Source organism: Psychrobacter sp. CoH-33_TS_01 (assembly GCF_058189395.1).
This window is the reverse complement of the sequence record NZ_JBVGQI010000007.1, coordinates 152,912-172,494: the sequence shown is the minus strand read 5'-3', so window position 1 is coordinate 172,494 and position 19,583 is coordinate 152,912. Positions and strand designations below refer to the sequence as shown.

General features: G+C 44.6%; 18 protein-coding genes. 5 read left to right on the top strand and 13 right to left on the bottom strand.

All coding sequences use genetic code 11. The features are described from left to right. Window positions 1-1,084: 1,084 nt before the first annotated feature. The 7 genes from cyoE to ACZ2XM_RS11865 form a co-directional block, all read right to left on the bottom strand. Entirely contained in the window at window positions 1,085-1,987 is a 903-nt protein-coding gene (gene cyoE, locus ACZ2XM_RS11895; protein WP_490589218.1) for a heme o synthase, read from the bottom strand. A 222-nt stretch (window positions 1,988-2,209) separates the two neighbouring features. Next, window positions 2,210-2,827: a cytochrome o ubiquinol oxidase subunit IV gene (gene cyoD, locus ACZ2XM_RS11890; protein ID WP_490589219.1), complete on the bottom strand. Its 618-nt coding sequence runs from the start codon at window positions 2,825-2,827 to the stop codon at window positions 2,210-2,212. Beyond that, window positions 2,824-3,531, bottom strand: a complete 708-nt coding sequence (cyoC, locus tag ACZ2XM_RS11885; RefSeq protein ID WP_490589220.1) for a cytochrome o ubiquinol oxidase subunit III — start codon at window positions 3,529-3,531, stop codon at window positions 2,824-2,826. The genes cyoD and cyoC overlap by 4 nt, the downstream gene beginning before the upstream one ends. Then, entirely contained in the window at window positions 3,528-5,531 is a 2,004-nt protein-coding gene (cyoB, locus tag ACZ2XM_RS11880) for a cytochrome o ubiquinol oxidase subunit I (protein WP_490589221.1), read from the bottom strand. The genes cyoC and cyoB overlap by 4 nt, the downstream gene beginning before the upstream one ends. An 11-nt stretch (window positions 5,532-5,542) precedes the next feature. Next, entirely contained in the window at window positions 5,543-6,577 is a 1,035-nt protein-coding gene (cyoA, locus tag ACZ2XM_RS11875) for a ubiquinol oxidase subunit II (protein ID WP_490589222.1), read from the bottom strand. A 1,392-nt stretch (window positions 6,578-7,969) separates the two neighbouring features. After that, a complete protein-coding gene (gene pssA, locus ACZ2XM_RS11870) occupies window positions 7,970-8,755 on the bottom strand; it encodes a CDP-diacylglycerol--serine O-phosphatidyltransferase (RefSeq protein WP_490589342.1) in 786 nt (261 codons plus the stop codon). A 140-nt stretch (window positions 8,756-8,895) separates the two neighbouring features. Continuing rightward, on the bottom strand, window positions 8,896-9,771 hold the full coding sequence (locus tag ACZ2XM_RS11865) for a 23S rRNA (adenine(2030)-N(6))-methyltransferase RlmJ (RefSeq protein ID WP_490589223.1): 876 nt from the start codon (window positions 9,769-9,771) through the stop codon (window positions 8,896-8,898). Window positions 9,772-10,033: 262 nt separating this feature from the next. Here ACZ2XM_RS11865 and ACZ2XM_RS11860 point away from each other — a divergent pair, with 262 nt between their 5' ends. The 4 genes from ACZ2XM_RS11860 (at window position 10,034) to ACZ2XM_RS11845 (ending at window position 13,048) form a co-directional block, all read left to right on the top strand. Further along, a complete protein-coding gene (locus ACZ2XM_RS11860; RefSeq protein WP_490589224.1) occupies window positions 10,034-10,876 on the top strand; it encodes a 2OG-Fe(II) oxygenase in 843 nt (280 codons plus the stop codon). A gap of 125 nt (window positions 10,877-11,001) precedes the next feature. After that, the gene (gene dapE / locus ACZ2XM_RS11855; protein ID WP_490589225.1) at window positions 11,002-12,213 is read left to right on the top strand and encodes a succinyl-diaminopimelate desuccinylase; all 1,212 of its coding nucleotides are present in this window, start codon (window positions 11,002-11,004) and stop codon (window positions 12,211-12,213) included. A gap of 161 nt (window positions 12,214-12,374) precedes the next feature. Continuing rightward, window positions 12,375-12,632, top strand: a complete 258-nt coding sequence (locus ACZ2XM_RS11850; protein ID WP_490589226.1) for a hypothetical protein — start codon at window positions 12,375-12,377, stop codon at window positions 12,630-12,632. Beyond that, on the top strand, window positions 12,632-13,048 hold the full coding sequence (locus ACZ2XM_RS11845) for a type II toxin-antitoxin system VapC family toxin (protein WP_490589227.1): 417 nt from the start codon (window positions 12,632-12,634) through the stop codon (window positions 13,046-13,048). The genes ACZ2XM_RS11850 and ACZ2XM_RS11845 overlap by 1 nt, the downstream gene beginning before the upstream one ends. A 19-nt stretch (window positions 13,049-13,067) precedes the next feature. On the opposite strand, the gene ACZ2XM_RS11840 is transcribed toward ACZ2XM_RS11845, so the two are convergent. The 6 genes from ACZ2XM_RS11840 to ACZ2XM_RS11815 form a co-directional block, all read right to left on the bottom strand. After that, window positions 13,068-13,595, bottom strand: a complete 528-nt coding sequence (locus ACZ2XM_RS11840) for a GyrI-like domain-containing protein (RefSeq protein WP_490589228.1) — start codon at window positions 13,593-13,595, stop codon at window positions 13,068-13,070. Window positions 13,596-13,744: 149 nt separating this feature from the next. After that, window positions 13,745-13,954, bottom strand: a complete 210-nt coding sequence (gene iscX / locus ACZ2XM_RS11835; protein WP_490589229.1) for a Fe-S cluster assembly protein IscX — start codon at window positions 13,952-13,954, stop codon at window positions 13,745-13,747. A gap of 219 nt (window positions 13,955-14,173) precedes the next feature. Then, complete coding sequence (locus tag ACZ2XM_RS11830; RefSeq protein ID WP_490589230.1) at window positions 14,174-14,701, bottom strand: acyl-CoA thioesterase; 528 nt, start codon at window positions 14,699-14,701, stop codon at window positions 14,174-14,176. A 422-nt stretch (window positions 14,702-15,123) separates the two neighbouring features. Next, complete coding sequence (locus ACZ2XM_RS11825; protein WP_490589343.1) at window positions 15,124-16,512, bottom strand: NAD(P)(+) transhydrogenase (Re/Si-specific) subunit beta; 1,389 nt, start codon at window positions 16,510-16,512, stop codon at window positions 15,124-15,126. Between the two features lie 23 nt (window positions 16,513-16,535). Next, window positions 16,536-16,916 carry a proton-translocating transhydrogenase family protein gene (locus tag ACZ2XM_RS11820; protein WP_490589231.1) on the bottom strand — a complete coding sequence of 127 codons (381 nt, stop codon included), beginning with the start codon at window positions 16,914-16,916 and terminating at the stop codon, window positions 16,536-16,538. Window positions 16,917-17,009: 93 nt separating this feature from the next. Continuing rightward, entirely contained in the window at window positions 17,010-18,161 is a 1,152-nt protein-coding gene (locus ACZ2XM_RS11815; protein WP_490589232.1) for a Re/Si-specific NAD(P)(+) transhydrogenase subunit alpha, read from the bottom strand. Between the two features lie 543 nt (window positions 18,162-18,704). Here ACZ2XM_RS11815 and yaaA point away from each other — a divergent pair. Further along, window positions 18,705-19,517, top strand: coding sequence for a peroxide stress protein YaaA (gene yaaA, locus ACZ2XM_RS11810; protein ID WP_490589233.1), 813 nt, complete (start codon window positions 18,705-18,707; stop codon window positions 19,515-19,517). Window positions 19,518-19,583 lie beyond the last annotated feature (66 nt).

Sequence of the window (19,583 nt, the reverse complement as noted above, 5' to 3'; positions counted from 1 at the left end):
TGCTTTCCGTATGTTTCATATAATGAATTAACTTAGAGTTTCTTTGCTTATAAAGAATGATAATTTTTATAGTTAGCTTTGTTCCGAAAAGGAACTCAACCAACTTTATTTTTTAGCATTCTGAATCAGCAAAAATCCACACAAGTTGTTCTTTGATTTAGCTTTTAAATAGTTGACTTAGCTTGTCGTCCAAGTTAAGTTATATCACTAATAAGATAAACTAATTGTTAGTCTTACTTAGCGAGCCGTCAAGTATATCATCAATTTGATTACTGTCAAGCTTTATTCTATATTTGTTTCATCTGGTTAGCTAGATAGTTAATACGTAATCAACTGTTTAGCTCGTCCCAATGAGGTGCGTATTATAGACGCTTTATAGCCTGTGTCAAGAAGTAATTTCTAAGTTTTTAAAAGTCTCTCAACTTCTAAGCCCTTATCTATCAAGCTCTCCAATCATCAATTTAGATAATCGTTAACTTGCCTTTCCCTCTTGGCAGGCTGCGTATTATACGCATTCTAGTTTGAGCGTCAACCCCCTTTTTAGAGTTTATTTCAAATGAGCTATTTATATGATAGCTGCTGTGAGTTTTGCTTCCGCCTTATGCCTAATATCTATAGAAAATCCATCCCCTGCCCTTCCTTTGGAAAAGGAAGGGGGCGTTCTTTATATAGCTAGCTTTTTAATTCAACCATCCTCTAAATCCTCCCCTGCCCTCCTTTAAGAAAGGAGGGTGCACATTTCCTTAACTGTGCTTACTTATATAAAGCAATGACTTCTTAAGTAGGTATATTTCTTTCCGTGGGTTACCACCTACGCTACGACATTTACTAAATCTTGGTTCTTGATTAGCTGGGCTAAAGCCGCAGCCTACCCCCCTCTGATTGTCCATCAATGCCCGTAGCGTGCGGTTAGCGAAGCGTAACCCACGGCATCGAACAAAGCGGAGGAGATACAAGCAAGAGCAGGATCATCTCCAGAATTCTGGTTATCCAGCACCCATAAAAAAAAGCTACCATCCTAAGACAGTAGCTTTTTTATTAAATAGGCGATAATACCTTTAGGAGTATTGTGCCGATAAAACCACTATATATAGTTCACGCCCATCATAAAGCACAAGGCCATCATGATGACGATAGAGAGACCAAAGACTTTATAGGCCCATTTCACTTGCTGAGCTATTTGGTCTTGTTCACTATCCACCTTGATAGGCTTCATAGAAATCCATAACCAGTAACCTGATAACGCTAAATGTACGGCAAGATAAGCATAACCGGTGGCTTTTAGTGCCGTTAGTAGACTGCCCACGATGACAAATAGCGCAATGCTAATGGTAATGTGCCATTGGGTGGTGCGAAAAGAATACTTCACAGGCAAGACCGGAATCTTGGCAGCGCTATAGTCTTTTTCTCGGAACACCGCAATCGCATAAGCGTGTGGCATCTGCCAAATCGCAAACATGGCGAATAGCACCCAATACACTGCATCAATCGAAGGGGTAAGCGCCGCGTAGCCAATCACAGGCGGAATGGCCCCTGAAAAACTACCGATAAACGTGCCCCAAACCGACTGGCGTTTAAAATAGAGACTGTATAGCCCAACGTAGACGGCATAACCAAATAGTGCCGAATACAATGCCAACGGAGTCGTGGCAGCAAGGCATAATACCCCGACAGCCAATAAAGCAGCAGCATATAAAAAGGCATTTACAATCGACAGCTGGCCGGTGACCAAAACCCTATCACAAGTACGCTGCATCTTTGAGTCGATATCGCGATCGATGATGTTATTAATCACGCAGCCCGAAGCAATGACCGCCATCGTCCCAATCAACACTTGGAATAATACCAGCCAATCGGGATGACCTTTAGCGGCTAAAAAATAACCGCCCAAAACCGTGATGGCATTGCCAAAGACGATACCAGGCTTAATCACCTGAACAAGGGGTTGCTTGGCCACATCGAGTTTTAATTGTGCGAGTTTATTCATGATTGTCCATCACTTAATATCGTCATAAACCCTAAGGCCTCTAGTGAGTACAGTGCGCTGCCCAGTCAGTTATGGTGCTCTCCTAACTGGACGCGGACCGTTGTGATGAATCGCCAAAGTGACGACACATCAACCTTTAAGCATTTACAATAGATTGCGCCAACTAGCAGCGCAAATAGAATAGGCAGCTATTGCCCAACTTTTACTCTATTTCGGTCGTTATTACTGACTACCTGCTACTGCAGCATTATCTGCCTCAGTAGTCGCTTGCTCACTTGGCATAGCGGCATGATCCATAGACTCTTCATTCATAGAGTCATGGTTCATCGAGCTGTGATCCATGGACTGATCCATAGGTGGCAAGTTTAGCTGATCCTCAAACCCTTCAAGCTCACGGTCTAACCGCGGCGTGCCATCTGGATTCATCGGCATTTTCATAGGCATGTTCTTATCGGAATCACCGCCCATATTCATACCTGGCATCATGTTTTCGTTGGCATTATGCATAATCCATAATGAGCCTACCATGACAATAGCGACCACGAATAACGTGAACAAAAAACTGTAGAGCGTATTGCGCTGTTCAGGGCTAAAGTCCACATGCAAGAAGAAGTAAACCTGTACTGCAACCTGTGCGGCCGCAAAACCGGCTATCACCCAAACTGCTGAAAAGCCCGTCATGGTCTGACTCATAATGAGCCAGAAAGGGATAACGGTCAGGATAGCGGATAGGATAAAACCAACAATATAGCTGTTACGACTGCCGTGGCTGCTTTGACCATGGCTCACGTCACCATGGGCCGCTGCATGCTCGGCGTGATGTAAGTCTTTATCTGTCATAGCGACACCCCTGTGAGATAAACGAGTGAAAAGACGCAAATCCAGACGATATCTAAGAAATGCCAGAATAAGCTTAGGCATCTTAAACGAGTCATCATCCGCTCAGACAGACCGAATTTACTAATCTGATAGAGCAAGAAGAATAGCCATAGAATACCCGCGGTAACGTGCATACCGTGTAGGCCGACTAGACTAAAGAATGACGATAAGAAAGCACTGCGGTCTGGTCCAAAGCCCTCAACGATCAGGTGATGGAACTCGTAAATCTCCATCCCCACAAAGCCCATGCCGAATAAGGCAGTGATAATCAACCACATGCGTAGCTTAGGCAGGTTTTTGTCAAATGCACCTAGCATGGCAAAGCCAAAGGTAATACTACTAATCAATAGTAAGAAGGTCTCAATCAAGACAAACTTAAGATCAAAGATGTCTTTGGGCCCTGGGCCGTCGGCTACACCAACACTCAATACCGAATAAGCGGCAAAGAAAGTAGCGAATAACACCAAATCGGTCATTAAGTAAACAAAGAAACCCAGTACTTTATTTGATGAGCCATCCACATGATCCGCATGGTCCGGATCACTGTGATTAAAGTAGTCGATATTGCCTTTGTTGTAATCATCTGATGGCAACAGCTGTTCGCCATTGTCATCAGGCAAGTTACTATTTACTTTATGCTTATGCATAGTTTCGGTACCACTCATAATCCATCTCCTGCGCGGGCCGTACGAAGACGTTCGTAGTAAGCGTTTTCGATTGCTTCGATTTCATGTACAGGGACGATGTAATCGATATCGCGTTTATTGGCTTCGCGAAGCATGCAGAAAATCATCGCTAAGAACGATAAGACGACCAACCACCACATGTGCCAGATAAAGCCAAAGCCAAAGGCAAAGCTAATAACCCCGATTAGGAATCCAGAGTCAGTATTCTTAGGCATATGAATGGGGCTATAGTAGTTTGGTGCTTTCTCTGAGGTCCAGCCGCTTTCTTTCAAATGAGCTAAAGCATCTAAGTCATTAATCACCGGCATCTGCGCAAAGTTATAGAACGGTGCAGGTGATGGTGTGCTCCACTCTAAAGTACGGCCATTCCAAGGATCACCACTAACATCTGCCAAACGCTCACGATCACGATAGCTCACGTAGAACATGATTAGCTGGCTGACAATACCGAATAAGATGATAAAGGCACCGATAGCCGCGACGATGAGCCAGAACTGCCAAACGTCATTAGCATAATGGTTGGTACGACGGGTCATACCGAAGAAACCGAGCACGTATAGCGGGGTAAAGGCAGTGAAGAAGCCGATAAACCAACCCCAAAAGGCCCGTTTGCCCCACTTCTCGTCCAAACGATAGCCAAACATTTTTGGCCACCAAAAAGTAATACCAGCAAAGTAACCGAATACCGCACCACCAATAATAGTGTTATGGAAATGCGCAATTAAGAACAGACTGTTATGGAGAACAAAGTCGATGCCCGGTACCGCTAGCATGACCCCAGTCATACCACCAACAGTGAAGGTGATGATAAAGCCGACGGTCCATAAGATAGGCGATCCAAAAACAATCTTGCCGCGGTACATGGTGAACAGCCAGTTGAATACTTTGACCCCCGTAGGAATCGCAATAATCATCGTGGTGATACCAAAGAAGGCATTCACGTTGGCGCCTGACCCCATGGTGAAGAAGTGATGCAACCACACGACGAAGCTTAAGAATGCAATGACCATTAGGGCATAGACCATACTGACGTAGCCGAACAGTTTCTTCTGTGAGAAAGTAGAGATAACTTCTGAGAAAATACCAAACGCTGGCAATACCAAGATATAGACTTCTGGGTGACCCCAAATCCAAATCAAGTTGATGTACATCATGACGTTACCGCCGGCATCATTGGTAAAGAAATGCATGCCAAGATAGCGATCAAGCGTCAACATGATGAGCGTAGCGGTCAATACTGGGAAAGCAGCAACGATCAAGATGTTCGTACAAAGGGCTGACCAAGTGAAAATCGGCATGTGCATGAGCTTCATGCCAGGGGCGCGCATCTTTAAGATGGTCACCAAGAAATTCACCCCGGTCAGCAGCGTCCCCAGTCCCGAGAGCTGTAAGGCCCAAATATAGTAATCGACCCCCGCTGTTGGACTGTATGCCAACTCTGATAGTGGTGGATAAGCCAACCAACCTGTCGCCGCAAAGTCACCGATCACTAGGGAGACGTTGACCAGTAATGCGCCGGTCACGAACAACCAAAATGATAGGGAGTTTAGGAAAGGGAAAGCCACATCGCGCGCGCCAATTTGCAACGGCACTACGGCATTCATTAACCCTACCACTAGCGGCATGGCGACGAAGAAAATCATAATCACGCCGTGCGCAGTAAAGATTTGGTCGTAGTGATGCGGCGGTAAATACCCTTCGCCTGGCGCGTTGGCCATCATCTGGTGGGTACGCATCATAATGGCGTCACTGAACCCACGCAGGAGCATGACGATAGCCACGACGATATACATAATACCGATTTTTTTATGATCGACTGAGGTCAGCCAATCATGCCAGAGCGTGCCCCACCATTTGTTTTTGGTGATAAAAAATAGAGCTGCCAGGCCGACCAATGCCATAAACCCAGCAGCGCCCATAATAATGGGCTCATGGTATGGAATCGCTTCAAGCGACAATTTACCAAATATTGCTTCCATAATTGCCTCTTTTATTCGTGAGCGTCATCTTCTTGCGCATCGTTATCATTCGATGGCGCTGCCGGATTAATTTCCGTTTCGCTATCCTGTTTTGCATCAGACTCTAGCTGTTTAGGCACAGCCGCTTCATCGTCACGTTGATTGACTGAATCGGCTGGGACAAATTGATTTTGCCCTGCGGTTTTAGCCTCATATTGATGAACAATATGATCAAAGATGCCAGGCTGAGTTGCTTTGAAGTAGGTAATCGGATGGTTCTCTGAAGGCTTAGAGAGCTCTTGATAAGTCGGTACGTCTAGGACTTTATGGTCCCCTGATTTGACTTTTGCCACCCAATTGTCAAATGACTTATCATCGACTGCGTGAGCCAAAAATTTCATGTCTGAGAAGCCAGGGCCACTATAGTTAGACGAGAGTCCGTTATAAACGCCCTCTTCATTAGCGACCAAATGCAGCTGGGTCACCATGCTCGCCATAGCATAAATCTGACTGCCAAGACGGGGGATAAAGAAAGAGTTCATGACGGTATCGGAGGTGATATTGAATTTCACCTCACGATCGACCGGAATATAGATTTCATTGACCACAGCAATATCTTGCTCCGGGTAAATAAACAACCATTTCCAGTTCTGCGCCACCACGTCGATCTCTAACGGGGGCTTGTCACCCGCAAGATCTAGCGGCTTATAGGGATCAAGCGCATGGGTCGAGCGCCACGTAATGACCGCTAAGATAGCGATAATGATGATAGGAATAGTCCACATCCCAATCTCAATCAGGGTGTTGTGCGACCATTCAGGATCAAAGTCTTTATCAGCATCGGGGCGATCTTCGCGATAGCGATAAGTAAACCAGACCGCCATGATGATGACGGGAATGACCACAATCAGCATCAATCCGGTGGTAACAATGATCAGCTCTTTGTTTTGCATACCGACGGCGCCTTGAGGATGCAATACCCCTTTTTCGCAGGCCGTCAGTAGCAAGCTGCTCATCAATACCGTCAGGCTGGCCTTTAGCCAAGTAGGTAATTTGAGAAACGTCATGCCTTATTAACCTTCTATTCGGTTAGTCTTAGTCACTTGTGCAGCTAATATCTGCCAAGTTAGGTCGTCATGTTGCCGTCCTGGCATACCACGACTCTCGTGAAGTCGTCGAGATAGGAGTCGCTAAATACTAGCCCCTCCTATCTATTGTTCCAGCCATAGTGGAAAATCGCCGATGACTCATTGGCCTTTACCAAATCCAGTAAAGGAGAGAGAGCACTGCGAGTTGGCACGGAGGTCACTGCAGAGACAGCTTTGAGCGGGGGTCATGGACAGTGACTTATCGACTAACACTGAGGTCAGCCTGTCGGTCACATGAGCGCTCTGCCTGTCATGGTACATTCCTATCACTCAACTCTAAATAAAGAGGAAGTCAAGGTGCCAGAGGGTGGCAATAAAGGGATGTCATCTTCGATACACCAGCTCAATAACCATAGCGCTATTAAAGTGGGGGTTTGAACATTGGCAACACTATTAATAGCTGCTAGTTAACTAGCAAAGAACTTATTAATGATTATTGGCGGCTAATCTAATACAGCATGTTTTCATTCATAGCATCTTGCATTGAGGGAATAACTAATTCAGACAGTTAACGCCACTGATAACAAGACACAATAAATACAAAATGCTTTTTAAACAGACACACTATACGCCTATGTTATTTAAAAATTAATAGCAGAAATAAAACAGAAATAAAAAATAATATTTCCTCAACTAAATTCCTTTATAAAAATACGTTACTACTAAAGATGAAAGAGGTCGTTTTACCAATTAGCTATCTTTGGACTAGCCCTGTCTTAAGCACTAGGGTATAAGCACATTTTTAGGGACTACCTTAGAGATTACCGTTGCTAGCCTATTAATGAGCCTGCGGAGATATGCCTTTAAATATTTGATTTAATATAATAAATATAATATTTATGTTTTTAATATATTTAGAAATGACTATATTTATAATTAAGTCTGACTTTTATTTGATAAAGCTGACCTAATACTTTATTTATATCCACAATATAAAAATAGGAATAAAATATACAATTTATTCATTAGATTATTTATAAGTATTTTATTAGTTGAGATAAATAAAAATTTAATGGTAATTATGGTTACCTTTTTATAAATAGCTATACTTTATAGAATGTATTTAGGGGTTATCTCCTAATTAAATCCATGATGCCAGTGTATGATTAACGCAATAGCTATAATTAATTTTCTAGTTTATTGTTTATGATTACCCATTTGCATGTTAGACCTAACGCTAAAACCCCTATATAAATAGGGTTATAAATAGTGTTTGATTCCCTGAATTGCGCCCATAAAAAACGCCCCTATCCTTAATAGAATAGAGGCGCTCGTAGAGAGAGGGCAGAGAGAGACTAAACGACTAACAGCCTAGTTTTTAACTTTAGACTTTAAGGTGGAGACGATGCCCGAAAGCGCATAGATGATACCAATCGCTAGGATGCCTACAGGGATATCATATAAGACGATACCCATGACGAGGACACCAGCGATAAGGGCTACGAAAGGCACTTTCTTTTTATCAAATTCTTTAAAGCTATAGTATTTGATATTGCTGACCATCAGTAAGCCAGACACCACTACCCACACTGCACACAGCATAGTGATGTATAAGTCATACTGGCCTATCCATTGATTGTGATCGACCGCCACCATCACAGCACTAGTGACTAAGATAGCCGCTAGCGGACTGGCTAAGCCGACGAAGTATTTTTTATCGACGACGCCAATCTGCACGTTAAAGCGGGCTAAACGGAAGGCTGCACAGGCCGTAAAGATAAACGCGCAAGCGATGCCCACTCGGCCTAAAGGCATAAGAGCAAAGCTATAAATCAATATCGCGGGGGCAACGCCGAAAGCCAGCATATCGGCTAGCGAGTCATACTGCTCACCGAAGGGACTTTGTGCATTAAGCATCCGGGCTACGCGCCCATCTGCCCCATCCAATATCGCGGACAAAAAGATGGCCAATGATGCTTTGTAAAAATGACCCTGTGTACTCGCCAAAATAGAGAAAAAACCAGACAGTAACGACATCGTGGTAATCAGGTTAGGGACGAGATAAACCCCGCGGCTGACTACCGGCGTGCCATCAGAGACTTCCGCTTCGATGACTTCAAAGGTCAACCCGTCGTAATCATCTAAATCCGCTAGCATACGATTGATTTCGCTCTCATCCAAGCTCGAATCAATATAAGGCGGCGTACTTTGCAGATTCGCCATTTCATTGGCTAGAGTATCTGTACTGGCAGACTGCTCCGTGGGGGCAGTCGGTTTCGGCGACACAGGTGACATACTTACTCTCCTACTAACCAACGAACATTCGTAGCGCTGTCAGGGGTCATCTCTGGGGCATCTGCCGACTTTAATAACGGCTGAATGAAGCGTAGAATCTCGCGAGCTTTGCTATCAAACTGCCAAGGCGGATTGATAATCAGCATACCAGTGCCGTTTAGGCCAACCGCGACATCATTAGGATAAATATTCAATTCGCAAACGAGCTGACGCTTAATGCCGGTACGTTTCATTTTTTTATGGAACAGTTCAACGGCATCGATATTCTTTAGCGGATACCAAAGCGCATACACCCCTTGTGGCCATTTGTCATAGCTGGCGGCTAGCAGATCAACGAGGACGCTAAAGTCTTTGTGCTCTTGCTCAAAAGGAGGGTCTAACAGTACCAAACCGCGACGCTCTACAGGCGGAATAACACCGCGAATACCTTCAAAAGCATTGCGGTGATGAATACCGATAGGCAACTGATACAGCTGGTAATTTAGCGCATCGTATTCCGTGGCTTTGGCTTCAAAGGCCTCGGCACGGATACCTGCATCAGCATGCATCTCGACATGATGGGCGATCCACCAAGGCGAGCCTGGATAGACGTTTTTGTCATAGGTACTGCGGGCGACCTTGAGCTCATCAACGTATTGCTTGACGGCTTCAGGAGCCGCACTAACGTCAGCAGCCATTACTGCCTTGACGCCACCTTTGGCTTCTTGAGTCTTGCGTGCCTCTTCACTGGTTAGCGAGTAAAGACCACGGCCACCATAAGCGTCGAGTGCATAAAACGGCTTGCCTTTTTGGCTCAGCTGATTCAGCAGTTGGATAAGTAAGATGTGTTTGACAACGTCGGCAAAATTGCCAGCGTGATAGGCGTGTTTGTAATTCATGGGATTAAATGTATCGTTATTAAAAAGTGCTTATATGGTAGCATAAGCACGTAAAAAATAAGCAGCTTTAACCGTCGTGCTTACCAAGTTGTTGATAAATTATTGTTCAATTATGAATAATACTTACCCTCTTTCTCTTCATTCTTGTGGCCTAGTTATGAAATACTAGACCTTTGCGAGCATTGCTACTATCGCTGTTACTATTTGTGAAACCCGCTAAAACTTCTATAAATCGCACTATATATTCAGAGGTACAGCAAAAATGTCACAGATAATCAGTAATTTAAAGCCGACCCTAGACATATTCCCTCAAGCGGTCGCTACTGATAATTCTCTACTTCCGCCCTCAGCGGATGAGCCAACTATAGCTACTGAGGCTATAAATAATAACCCTCCCGACTTTTTCGACCCGCTATTACAGGTCGATTTAGACCCCGATGCTTTTATTGAAGAGCACCCACTCACGCCAGCTGTCCAGCGCGATGAATTATCAGCCGCTGATTTTTCGGTCGCTTGGGAGCAACTTTTTAATGAGGCCACCTTAGATCGTTTAGTGACCGAAGGCTATGTGGTACTCGATGAAGTTTTTTCGCCAAGTGCGGTGTTAGCGCTACAAACCGAGAGTGGCTTTATCTATTATCGCGACGCTATGGTGGCCGAGGGTTTATTGGCCAAAGATATCCGCGGTGACCGTATTCGCTGGATTACCAAGCACTTTATTGCGGGTGATTACTATCTGCAGCAAATTAATGAATTAGCGCAGTATTTCAACCGTACTTTATATGCTGGTATCCGCCATAGCGAAGCGCATTATGCTTGCTATCCCCCAGGGTTTGGCTATCAATGGCATACCGACAATCCCAACGGTCGCAATGAGCGGGTAATCTCTGCGGTTTTCTATTTAAATGATGCTTGGACAGAGGCCGATGGCGGCGCTTTAGCCGTCATAGATAACGCCGGTAATGAGCAGCATATTTTGCCCAAAGCCAATCGCTTAGTCGTCTTCGATAGTGACTTGCGCCATCAAGTGGAAATTGCCCATCGGCAGCGTTACTCCATTGCCACTTGGTTACGCCGCGATGATGCTGTGGCTTTGGTTCGATAGCTTTGTAGCCCCTATATCAGGCGGGAGCACGGGCTATTTTTCTTAGGCGGGACCATTCCCCCCGCCTACTCTTCTCCTCAAATTTGGAGAGGAGTCCCTACTACTTTTAAACCTTTGAGGTAATGATGAGCACATCAACAATCACAGACAATCACCAACAAGCTACCCTAGAGTTAAGCATCGAATTGATGCGCCGTGATTCGGTTACTCCCGATGATTCAGGGTGCCAAGATGTGTTGGCGGAACGCTTGCAAGCCGCGGGCTTTAACTGTGAATTTATTTATTTTGGCGATAAAGCAGCGACCGGTCGTGATGCCGAAGTGAAAAACTTATGGGCGCGTCGTGGCTCAGCCGAGCCTGTCGTGTGCTTTGCCGGTCATACCGATGTGGTGCCTACTGGCAATGTGGCCAATTGGACCTATCCCCCATTTGAGCCTATTGTAAAAGATGGTTTCCTATGGGGCCGCGGGGCTGCAGACATGAAAACTGCCATCGCTGCTTTTACCGTCGCTACCGAAAACTTTGTCGCTAAGCACCCCGACCATCAGGGATCAATAGCTCTGTTGATTACTTCTGACGAAGAAGGCCCATCCGTGAATGGCACAGTCAAAGTTATCGAAACCCTAGAGGCGCGCAATGAAAAAATCACTTATTGCTTGGTTGGTGAGCCTTCGAGTACTAATACCTTAGGCGATATCATTAAAAATGGTCGTCGTGGTTCCCTCGGTGGAGTAATGACGGTGACGGGCAAACAAGGTCACGTGGCCTACCCGCATTTAGCGACCAATCCTATCCACGCGTTGCTGCCGGCTTTGACTGAGTTTGGCGCGGCTGAGTGGGATAGCGGTAATGACTACTTCCCCGCGACCTCCATGCAAATCTCTAATATCAATGGCGGTACGGGGGCGAATAACGTCATCCCTGAGACGGTAGAAGTGGTATTTAACTTCCGCTTCTCTACTGAGACTACTGCAGAAGAGCTTAAAGAGAAGACTCACGCTATCTTGGATAAGCATTTTGCAGACAGTGAAGCGAGCTATGAGATTGACTGGAAACTGTCTGGCAACCCTTTCTTAACGCCCGAAGACAAACTGGTCTCGGCTTGCCAGCACGCCATTAAAGCCGTGACCGGTGTCGATACCACGCTATCTACTTCAGGCGGCACCTCTGACGGCCGCTTTATCGCTCCGACAGGCGCACAAGTGGTTGAGCTGGGCGTGCGCAATGCCACGATTCATCAGGTCGATGAAAAAGTAGAGATTGATGATATTGGCAAGCTTGCGCAGATTTATGAGAAGATGCTGGAAGGGATATTGTTAGCGTCTACTAACGCTTAAGCTAAATAAACTCTGCTGGTTACTACTGAGCGCGGTCTGCTGATGGCGCTCAGCTTCTTATCTGATTCGCCTATCCTTTCTGAATTTTACCCTAACCATTCACTATTCCCAATTCAATAGTGCTAACATAAGATGTCATCCACTGAATAAAGGGGATACTCATGTTAATAAGCAAACAGGAATTTAGCCAAAACACCCTAGCTAACCTAGCTCAGACTGGACCTGTCTTTATCACTGAGCAAGGGAAAATTGTAAAAGTCATGCTAAGTTATGAAGAATATCAAAATCTGACAAACCCCTCTTCGCAGAATAAAACTCTTTTAGACTGCTTTGCTTCCGGAAGTCCAGAGGTAGCAGATATTGAATTAGAGATTCCGCTACGTAGTAAATTACCACGTCCCCCTGTGGACTTTGATTAATGTATTTATTAGATACTAATATTATTAGCGAACTTCGTCTAGTCAGTGCAGGTAAAGCCAATAAAAAGCTATTGCTGTGGTCAGCAAATATTGATAATGACCAGTTATTTACTAGCATTGTTGTTATGATGGAGTTGGAACGTGGCGTATTACGTATTGAACGCAAAGATAGGCGTCAAGGACAAATGTTACGTAGTTGGTTAAACAATATCGTCAAACCAACCTTTGATAGAAAGATACATCCTTTAAATATTGGCACGGCTAATATTTGTGCCCAAATACACATTCCGAATCCAGCCCCAGAAAACGATGCTTGGATTGCGGCTACTGCTCTAGAGCATAAGTTGACCTTAGTTACTCGTAATATTAAGGACTTTAACATTACAGGTCTAGCTGTACTCAATCCTTTTGAATAAATTCAGGATTAAAAAAGCATCACTTCACCCCAATATAAACATCCACTTGGGTCTCGCTGACGTAATGCTCAAAATCCACCTGATAACAGCGCTCGTACCGACACTCTAAATTATTAAAATACGTCCAAATCGCCTGCCAAGCATTGATAACGGCCGTAGGCATCTCACCCTGTTTAGTAAACACTAAGTATCTGCCCGTAGGGATAGTGACTGACTCTAAAGAAGCCAGTGCTTTTTTATCCCCCTGATAGACTATTTCTCGCCAGCCGGCCGTCACATCAAAGGCCCCTAACGCATCGCTTTCATAATTATGATAAATCCCATAAAGTGCACTGCCCTTCTTTAGTTGCTTAAAGTAATTGTGATACACCTTTTCCCACAGCCTAGGCAATTTAGCGCTGTCTGGATTTAACTCATTATGGTTAGTAGTGCGCACAGAAATCCCTTGGCAACGGGTCGCTTGCGCCAATATTCGAGTTTGGGTTTTTATGGCTAATTTTGGGGCAGCTGTTTCGGTATTATTATCGGTGTTGGTTGCTTTAGTCATATTATTCTCAAGGATGCGATACAGACTTTATAGAGTATCGCACCTATTAGAATAATTCACGATATTTTTTAAATTAACTAATAAGATAAAGCTAAGGGCATGAAATTACTAAGTATGGTAATTGCTATAACGGGATAAGCCGTAGTAGCTTAGTCTGCCTCATCAATCCAATTCATTTGAATAGACTCTAAAATACCTTCGTTAGACTTATTTGGATCATCATCAAAACCCTCTAGCTCGGTCACCCAACGGTGCAAATCAGTAAAACGCACATATTGTGGATCCGTCTCTGGGAACTTTTCAGCCAGCTCAATGGCGATATCTAAGCTGTCCGTCCATTTTAACTTTTGCGGGGTCATAATAAATCCTTCAAGGTTATAAGTTTTTAGGTTTAGACTCACTCACGCTATAGCGAGACTGCTAATGACGCCTATCGTAACAAACTTTCGCCAATTGAGATAGTTAGCGTCATCTACTTAAGCTACTAGCCTGAGTTATATAGGGGCGGCTTTAATTGTCCACGGCTTACTGCCAAACTATTAACTGAGCAATGAACCTCGTATAGCATTTAGAAATAGCTATTGGGCTTTGATAGCGGTCTGATGGCCATTCCAACTTTCAATAACAGGTGTCATATGTGAGCCCTGCATATCCAATATCTCTGGCGTTTGCTTACCGGCTTTATCCACCAACACAAATTTGCTCATACCAATAGCCATCAAGGTATTTTTTACAAAGAATTGATGTTGAAAATAGACATACTTTTCATCCCACCCTTCTAAGGTACTGGTTAGCGTTATCTTATCTAAAAACTTAATTTCCTTTAGATAGACCATCTCCTGCATCGAGAGAATCCACATTAAGTCTTTACGCTGTTTTTGCGTTGTCAGTTGTATTAGCCATTTGGTGACATTGAGCTCAATAAAAGACAGATAACGGTAGTTGGGCAGATGATTGCGAAAGCCCATATCGTGGGGCAGGATGCGATAGCTGCGCGTAACTGGTTTGAATAACTGCTCTTCTGTCAGAGTAGCTGTGTTGGCTTGCTGTTTTAACTGCGCCTTTAATAACGCCATCATAATAAAGAAACGAATTAACATGTTCATAAAATATCTCAAAGCAAAGTTATCAATTAAAGAGTACGAGTCATGGACAAACCTAAGTGCAACCATGGTTATAAGCAGTTATAAAGTAAAATTGGGACTATATGCTAGCTCGATTTAAAACCAATATAGTGCGACTGGGAGAATTTTTTTGTAGCCCTGATTTTAATAAAGTCAAAGCTCTTGGCATACGACCAGCCATAAAAATTTTTACCAGTTGCACGATCCATAATGATTAGGATTTATTTGAAATTGACTATATAAGGACGGCTATTCTAAAGGTTTTTACTTTCTACGTAAGCTAATCCTTTATTATCATCAAGAACCCGCTAGTTATCCTAAAAAAAAGCAGTTTTTCCATGCCATAAAAAAGACGACCGAGGCCGCCTTTAATGAAGAACATAACACTAAACTATTTCTAAGGATTAATGACCGGTACCATTAACGGTACGTACCATCTCTTCAACCATTTTCTTAGCATCACCAAAGATCATCATAGTCTTATCCATATAGAACAATGGGTTGTCTAGACCAGCATACCCTGTGCTCATTGAGCGCTTGATAACCATGACCGTTTGCGCTTTTGACACATCGAGGATAGGCATACCGTAAATTGGCGAGCTGGTATCATCTTTAGCCGATGGGTTGACTACGTCATTGGCACCGATAACTAACACCACATCCGTGCTAGCGAAGTCTGAGTTAATCTCATCCATCTCTAAGATATCGTCGTATGGTACGTCTGCTTCAGCCAATAGTACGTTCATATGGCCGGGCATACGACCCGCAACCGGGTGAATAGCAAAGCGTACGTTGACGCCTTCTTCTTTCAGCGTCTCATACAGCTCTTTCACGGCATTCTGCGCGCGGCCCTGAGCCATACCATAACCCGGTACGATAATCACGTCGCTAGCATTGGCCATAAGGAAGCCCGCATCTTCTGCTGAGCCTGACTTATAAGTCTTGGGTGCGCCATCATCGTCACCAGCGGCTACTGCAGCAGTACCCATACCACCAAACAAGACGTTGAGTAGCGATCGGTTCATCGCCTTACACATGATGTAAGAAAGAATGGCACCAGAAGAACCAACTAATGAACCAGCGATGATTAGCATAGAGTTACCAAGGGTAAAACCAATACCTGCTGCCGCCCAACCCGAGAACGAGTTCAATAGTGAAACAACCACCGGCATATCGCCACCACCGATTGGCGCAATCCAATACCAACCGAAGACGACCGCTAAGGCAGCCATAGCGTAGAACGCTGGCAAGGAATCCGTGACGAAATAGACGCCACCAAACCCTAACATCGCTAAGAATAGGATAATTTGAACTGGTTTAACCCAACCGCCATTGATGGTCTTCGCCCACTTTTTCGCCGCCAATTTACCAAAGGCAAATACTGAGGCCGAGAAAGTAATCGCACCAATAAAGCAACCGATAAACAGTTCAATACGAGCGATAGTAGAATGCTCTTGCTCGACATGCAATACGGTAGCTAAAGCAATCGCAACTGCAGCTAGACCAACGAAAGAGTGCATTAAAGCGACCGTTTCGGGCATCTGCGTCATCGCGACCGTTCTTGCTTTCCACATCCCCACAACAGCCCCTAAAACCATCGCGCCGATGATGAGCCATAATACGGGTCCTTCCGCTAAGAAGAAGGTAGTAATTACGGCAATAGCCATCGCGACCATACCAAAACGGTTGCCGCGGATAGCGGTCTTGGGACTAGATAAGCCACGTAGGGTTAGGACGAATAATACCGCGCCTACTAAGTAGAACCAATCGGCGTGTGCAGCGATCCAATTCATACCTGACAATTCAGAGACTCCGTTCATGCGTCACCCCCAACGTCTGTAGTCACAACTTTTACTTTTTTCTCTTTCGGTTTAAACATCGCTAGCATACGCTCCGTTACGGCAAAGCCACCAAAAATGTTAATACTGGCCAAAAACACGGCAAACGCACCCAATAGGCTGGTCGCAGTAATCGTCTCACCGCCAATATTAACGGTCTGCAGCATCGCGCCGACGATAACGATACTCGATAGTGCATTGGTCACCGCCATAAGTGGCGTATGTAACGCGGGGGTCACGCCCCAAACCACATAATATCCCACAAAAATCGCTAGTACGAAAATCGTAAAGATAGCGACAAATGGGGTGGCGGTAGCGACTGCGCCACCAGTGGCGACTGCTAAGACAGTGGCAATCATCTTGTTCTCCTAAATTCGGTAGCTATTATGGTAGATAGCCTCGTAATATCCCTAAAATACGGCAAGCGAGCTCCTGAGCAATGGCTCGGGCTGCTAACGTTTCTGTAGTCTTACCTGACTGGCGTGAGTAACTGCTAGTGCGCCCTGAATCTCGTCATCCATATTGACTGCTAAATTCGGTGCACCGCCTGCTTTCTCGTTGTCTTTGTCTACTAAAGTGGTAATAAAGTTGACGAGGTTATTGGCATATAAGTCTGAGGACTGCGCCGCCAACAGCGCTGGAATATTGGCCGCACCAATGATACGTACGCCGTTATCCGTCATTACGGTGTCACCAGATACCGTCCCTTCGACGTTACCCCCAGTACTGGCGGCCATATCGAGGAGTATAGAACCGGCTTTCATCTTATCGATGGTCGCTTTATGGATAAGGCGCGGTGCATTGCGACCTGGAATCTGCGCGGTAGTAATGATGATGTCCGCATTAGAGACCGCTTTATCCACGACCGCCGCTTGATCCTTCATATATTGCTCAGAAGGTGTCCAAGCATAACCACCGGTAGATTTGGCTTTTTCTTTCTCTTCTTCGCTCATCGGCACATCTAACCATTTACCGCCGAGTGATTCGACTTGCTCACGGACAGAAGGACGTAGATCACTGGCTTCTACCACAGCACCGAGACGCTTGGCGGTAGCAATGGCCTGTAGCCCCGCTACCCCTACCCCTAAAATCACCACTTTAGCGGGCTTAACGGTACCAGCTGAGGTCATGAACATTGGGAAAGGTCTGGCATACTCGTTGGCGGCCATCAGGACTGCTTTATAGCCGGCAAGGTTGGCTTGCGACGACAACACGTCCATGTTTTGGGCGCGCGATAAGGTACGCGGCAGCATTTCCATGGCATAGGCAGTCACGCCCTGCTGAGCATAAGCATCCAGATTAGTGTTGCGATACGGGTCTAACATACCGACTACCATCTTGCCTGCTGTCAATTGACTGATTTGCTCAGGACTGAGGTCGTGAACGACGGTAATAATATCGGCCTGTGTTAGCACATCCGAGTCAGTAGCGGCGATAGCAGCCCCTGCCTCTTGATAAGCGCTATCGGTATAGTAGGCTTCGCGTCCTGCACCTGACTCTACAATGACCTCAAAGCCAAGTTTACGCAGTTTTTTGACAGCGTCTGGGGTTAGGGCTACTCGTTTTTCATGGGCTTCTGTAACATTAATGACGCCGATTTTCATACAGGCTCCTTGCGTTCTTGACTTTTATACATTAAAAAAACCTTTGGTCACAATAGGGCAAACTAAAGGTTATCAATTTAATAAATGGTTATGCTGACACCATCATTGTTATTTATTATAGTAACAGTGTTTTGCAATTATCATTGATAATAAATGACTGCTAAGTTATAGAAACAATACAGTTGTACACAAAATAGTTACAACTTAATGATATTACTGTATTTTTTATTATTTTATAACCGCTAAAAAATAGGGCTAAAACAGTGAAATTCTTTAATTTACATTGGCTTATAGACATTTTTTCTGGCTAGCAATACTAGTAGTGGCTTGCAATGCTGCTAGTAATGGCTCTCAATGCTAATAGGGGCTTTGAAATCTTAAAAACTTACCTTGAGTTTTTCCGAGATGCAGCCCGTTGCTCACTTGGTTATACTTGAGGTCTACTCTAAATTGATTTTTATACAGACTACTCCCTACAACAGTAATAACTCATTCTTCTTAATAACCCTCTCTATTACTCAAATAATTATTCAAGGATACCCTATGTATTTCGTCCTCTCGCCTGCCAAGAGCCTTAATGAATCAGACGCCGTCCCCGTCAATGTCGGCAACTACTATAGCCAACCTGAATTGATTGCCCACTCACAAAGTTTGATGCAGACCCTCAAAGCCAAAGAGCCTATCGACTTACAAGAGCTGATGAGCATCTCTGATGATTTGGCACAACTGAATACTCAGCGTAATCAAGACTGGTCTTGGAGTGAAGAGCAGCCATTTAGCGACGACAATGCCAAACCTGCGGGCTATCTGTTTGATGGGGATGTCTATACTGGTCTAGATATGTATGGCATGGACAAAGACACGGTCATTTACGTCAATGAGCACTTGGGCATATTATCCGGCTTATATGGCGTGCTAAAGCCGTTAGATTTGATTCAACCGTATCGTTTAGAGATGGGTACCAAACTCAAAAATGAGCAAGGTGATAACCTGTATGAATTCTGGGGCGAGCACATTACTAAAGTAATCAATGCGCGCATGGCGGACATTGCTAGTAAAGATGGCGATAAAGTCCTGATTAATTTGGCGTCAAACGAGTACTTTAAGGCGGTAAAGAAAAAGGCTTTAGATGCGGATATCATCACGCCTAGATTTGAAGATGAGAAGAATGGCACCTATAAGGTCATTAGCTTTTATGCTAAAAAAGCTCGTGGTTTAATGGTCAAGTATGCAGCAGATAATAAGCTGACTAAGGCTGAGCAGTTAAAGGACTTTGATTTAGCGGGTTATCGCTATAGTGCCGAGGTATCTGATGATAAGACTTGGGTGTTTAAGCGTGCTGAGGCGGATCAGTAGCACTACACCTGACCCGCAGCTACTAGCTTAAATATATTTTTTCAAACATAAAAAAACCCCGATAAG

What these genes read in the sequence shown, in the direction of transcription:
- ACZ2XM_RS11850 (WP_490589226.1), top strand. Translation starts at nt 12,375, where the DNA reads ATGTTAATAAGCAAACAGGAATTTAGCCAAAACACCCTAGCTAACCTA.
- cyoC (WP_490589220.1), bottom strand. Translation starts at nt 3,531, where the DNA reads ATGAGTGGTACCGAAACTATGCATAAGCATAAAGTAAATAGTAACTTG.
- ACZ2XM_RS11845 (WP_490589227.1), top strand. Translation starts at nt 12,632, where the DNA reads ATGTATTTATTAGATACTAATATTATTAGCGAACTTCGTCTAGTCAGT.
- ACZ2XM_RS11865 (WP_490589223.1), bottom strand. Translation starts at nt 9,771, where the DNA reads ATGAATTACAAACACGCCTATCACGCTGGCAATTTTGCCGACGTTGTC.
- cyoB (WP_490589221.1), bottom strand. Translation starts at nt 5,531, where the DNA reads ATGGAAGCAATATTTGGTAAATTGTCGCTTGAAGCGATTCCATACCAT.
- cyoD (WP_490589219.1), bottom strand. Translation starts at nt 2,827, where the DNA reads ATGACAGATAAAGACTTACATCACGCCGAGCATGCAGCGGCCCATGGT.
- cyoA (WP_490589222.1), bottom strand. Translation starts at nt 6,577, where the DNA reads ATGACGTTTCTCAAATTACCTACTTGGCTAAAGGCCAGCCTGACGGTA.
- yaaA (WP_490589233.1), top strand. Translation starts at nt 18,705, where the DNA reads ATGTATTTCGTCCTCTCGCCTGCCAAGAGCCTTAATGAATCAGACGCC.
- ACZ2XM_RS11825 (WP_490589343.1), bottom strand. Translation starts at nt 16,512, where the DNA reads ATGAATTGGATCGCTGCACACGCCGATTGGTTCTACTTAGTAGGCGCG.
- ACZ2XM_RS11860 (WP_490589224.1), top strand. Translation starts at nt 10,034, where the DNA reads ATGTCACAGATAATCAGTAATTTAAAGCCGACCCTAGACATATTCCCT.
- ACZ2XM_RS11840 (WP_490589228.1), bottom strand. Translation starts at nt 13,595, where the DNA reads ATGACTAAAGCAACCAACACCGATAATAATACCGAAACAGCTGCCCCA.
- pssA (WP_490589342.1), bottom strand. Translation starts at nt 8,755, where the DNA reads ATGCTAGCGGATTTAGATGATTACGACGGGTTGACCTTTGAAGTCATC.
- ACZ2XM_RS11830 (WP_490589230.1), bottom strand. Translation starts at nt 14,701, where the DNA reads ATGAACATGTTAATTCGTTTCTTTATTATGATGGCGTTATTAAAGGCG.
- iscX (WP_490589229.1), bottom strand. Translation starts at nt 13,954, where the DNA reads ATGACCCCGCAAAAGTTAAAATGGACGGACAGCTTAGATATCGCCATT.
- ACZ2XM_RS11815 (WP_490589232.1), bottom strand. Translation starts at nt 18,161, where the DNA reads ATGAAAATCGGCGTCATTAATGTTACAGAAGCCCATGAAAAACGAGTA.
- cyoE (WP_490589218.1), bottom strand. Translation starts at nt 1,987, where the DNA reads ATGAATAAACTCGCACAATTAAAACTCGATGTGGCCAAGCAACCCCTT.
- dapE (WP_490589225.1), top strand. Translation starts at nt 11,002, where the DNA reads ATGAGCACATCAACAATCACAGACAATCACCAACAAGCTACCCTAGAG.
- ACZ2XM_RS11820 (WP_490589231.1), bottom strand. Translation starts at nt 16,916, where the DNA reads ATGATTGCCACTGTCTTAGCAGTCGCCACTGGTGGCGCAGTCGCTACC.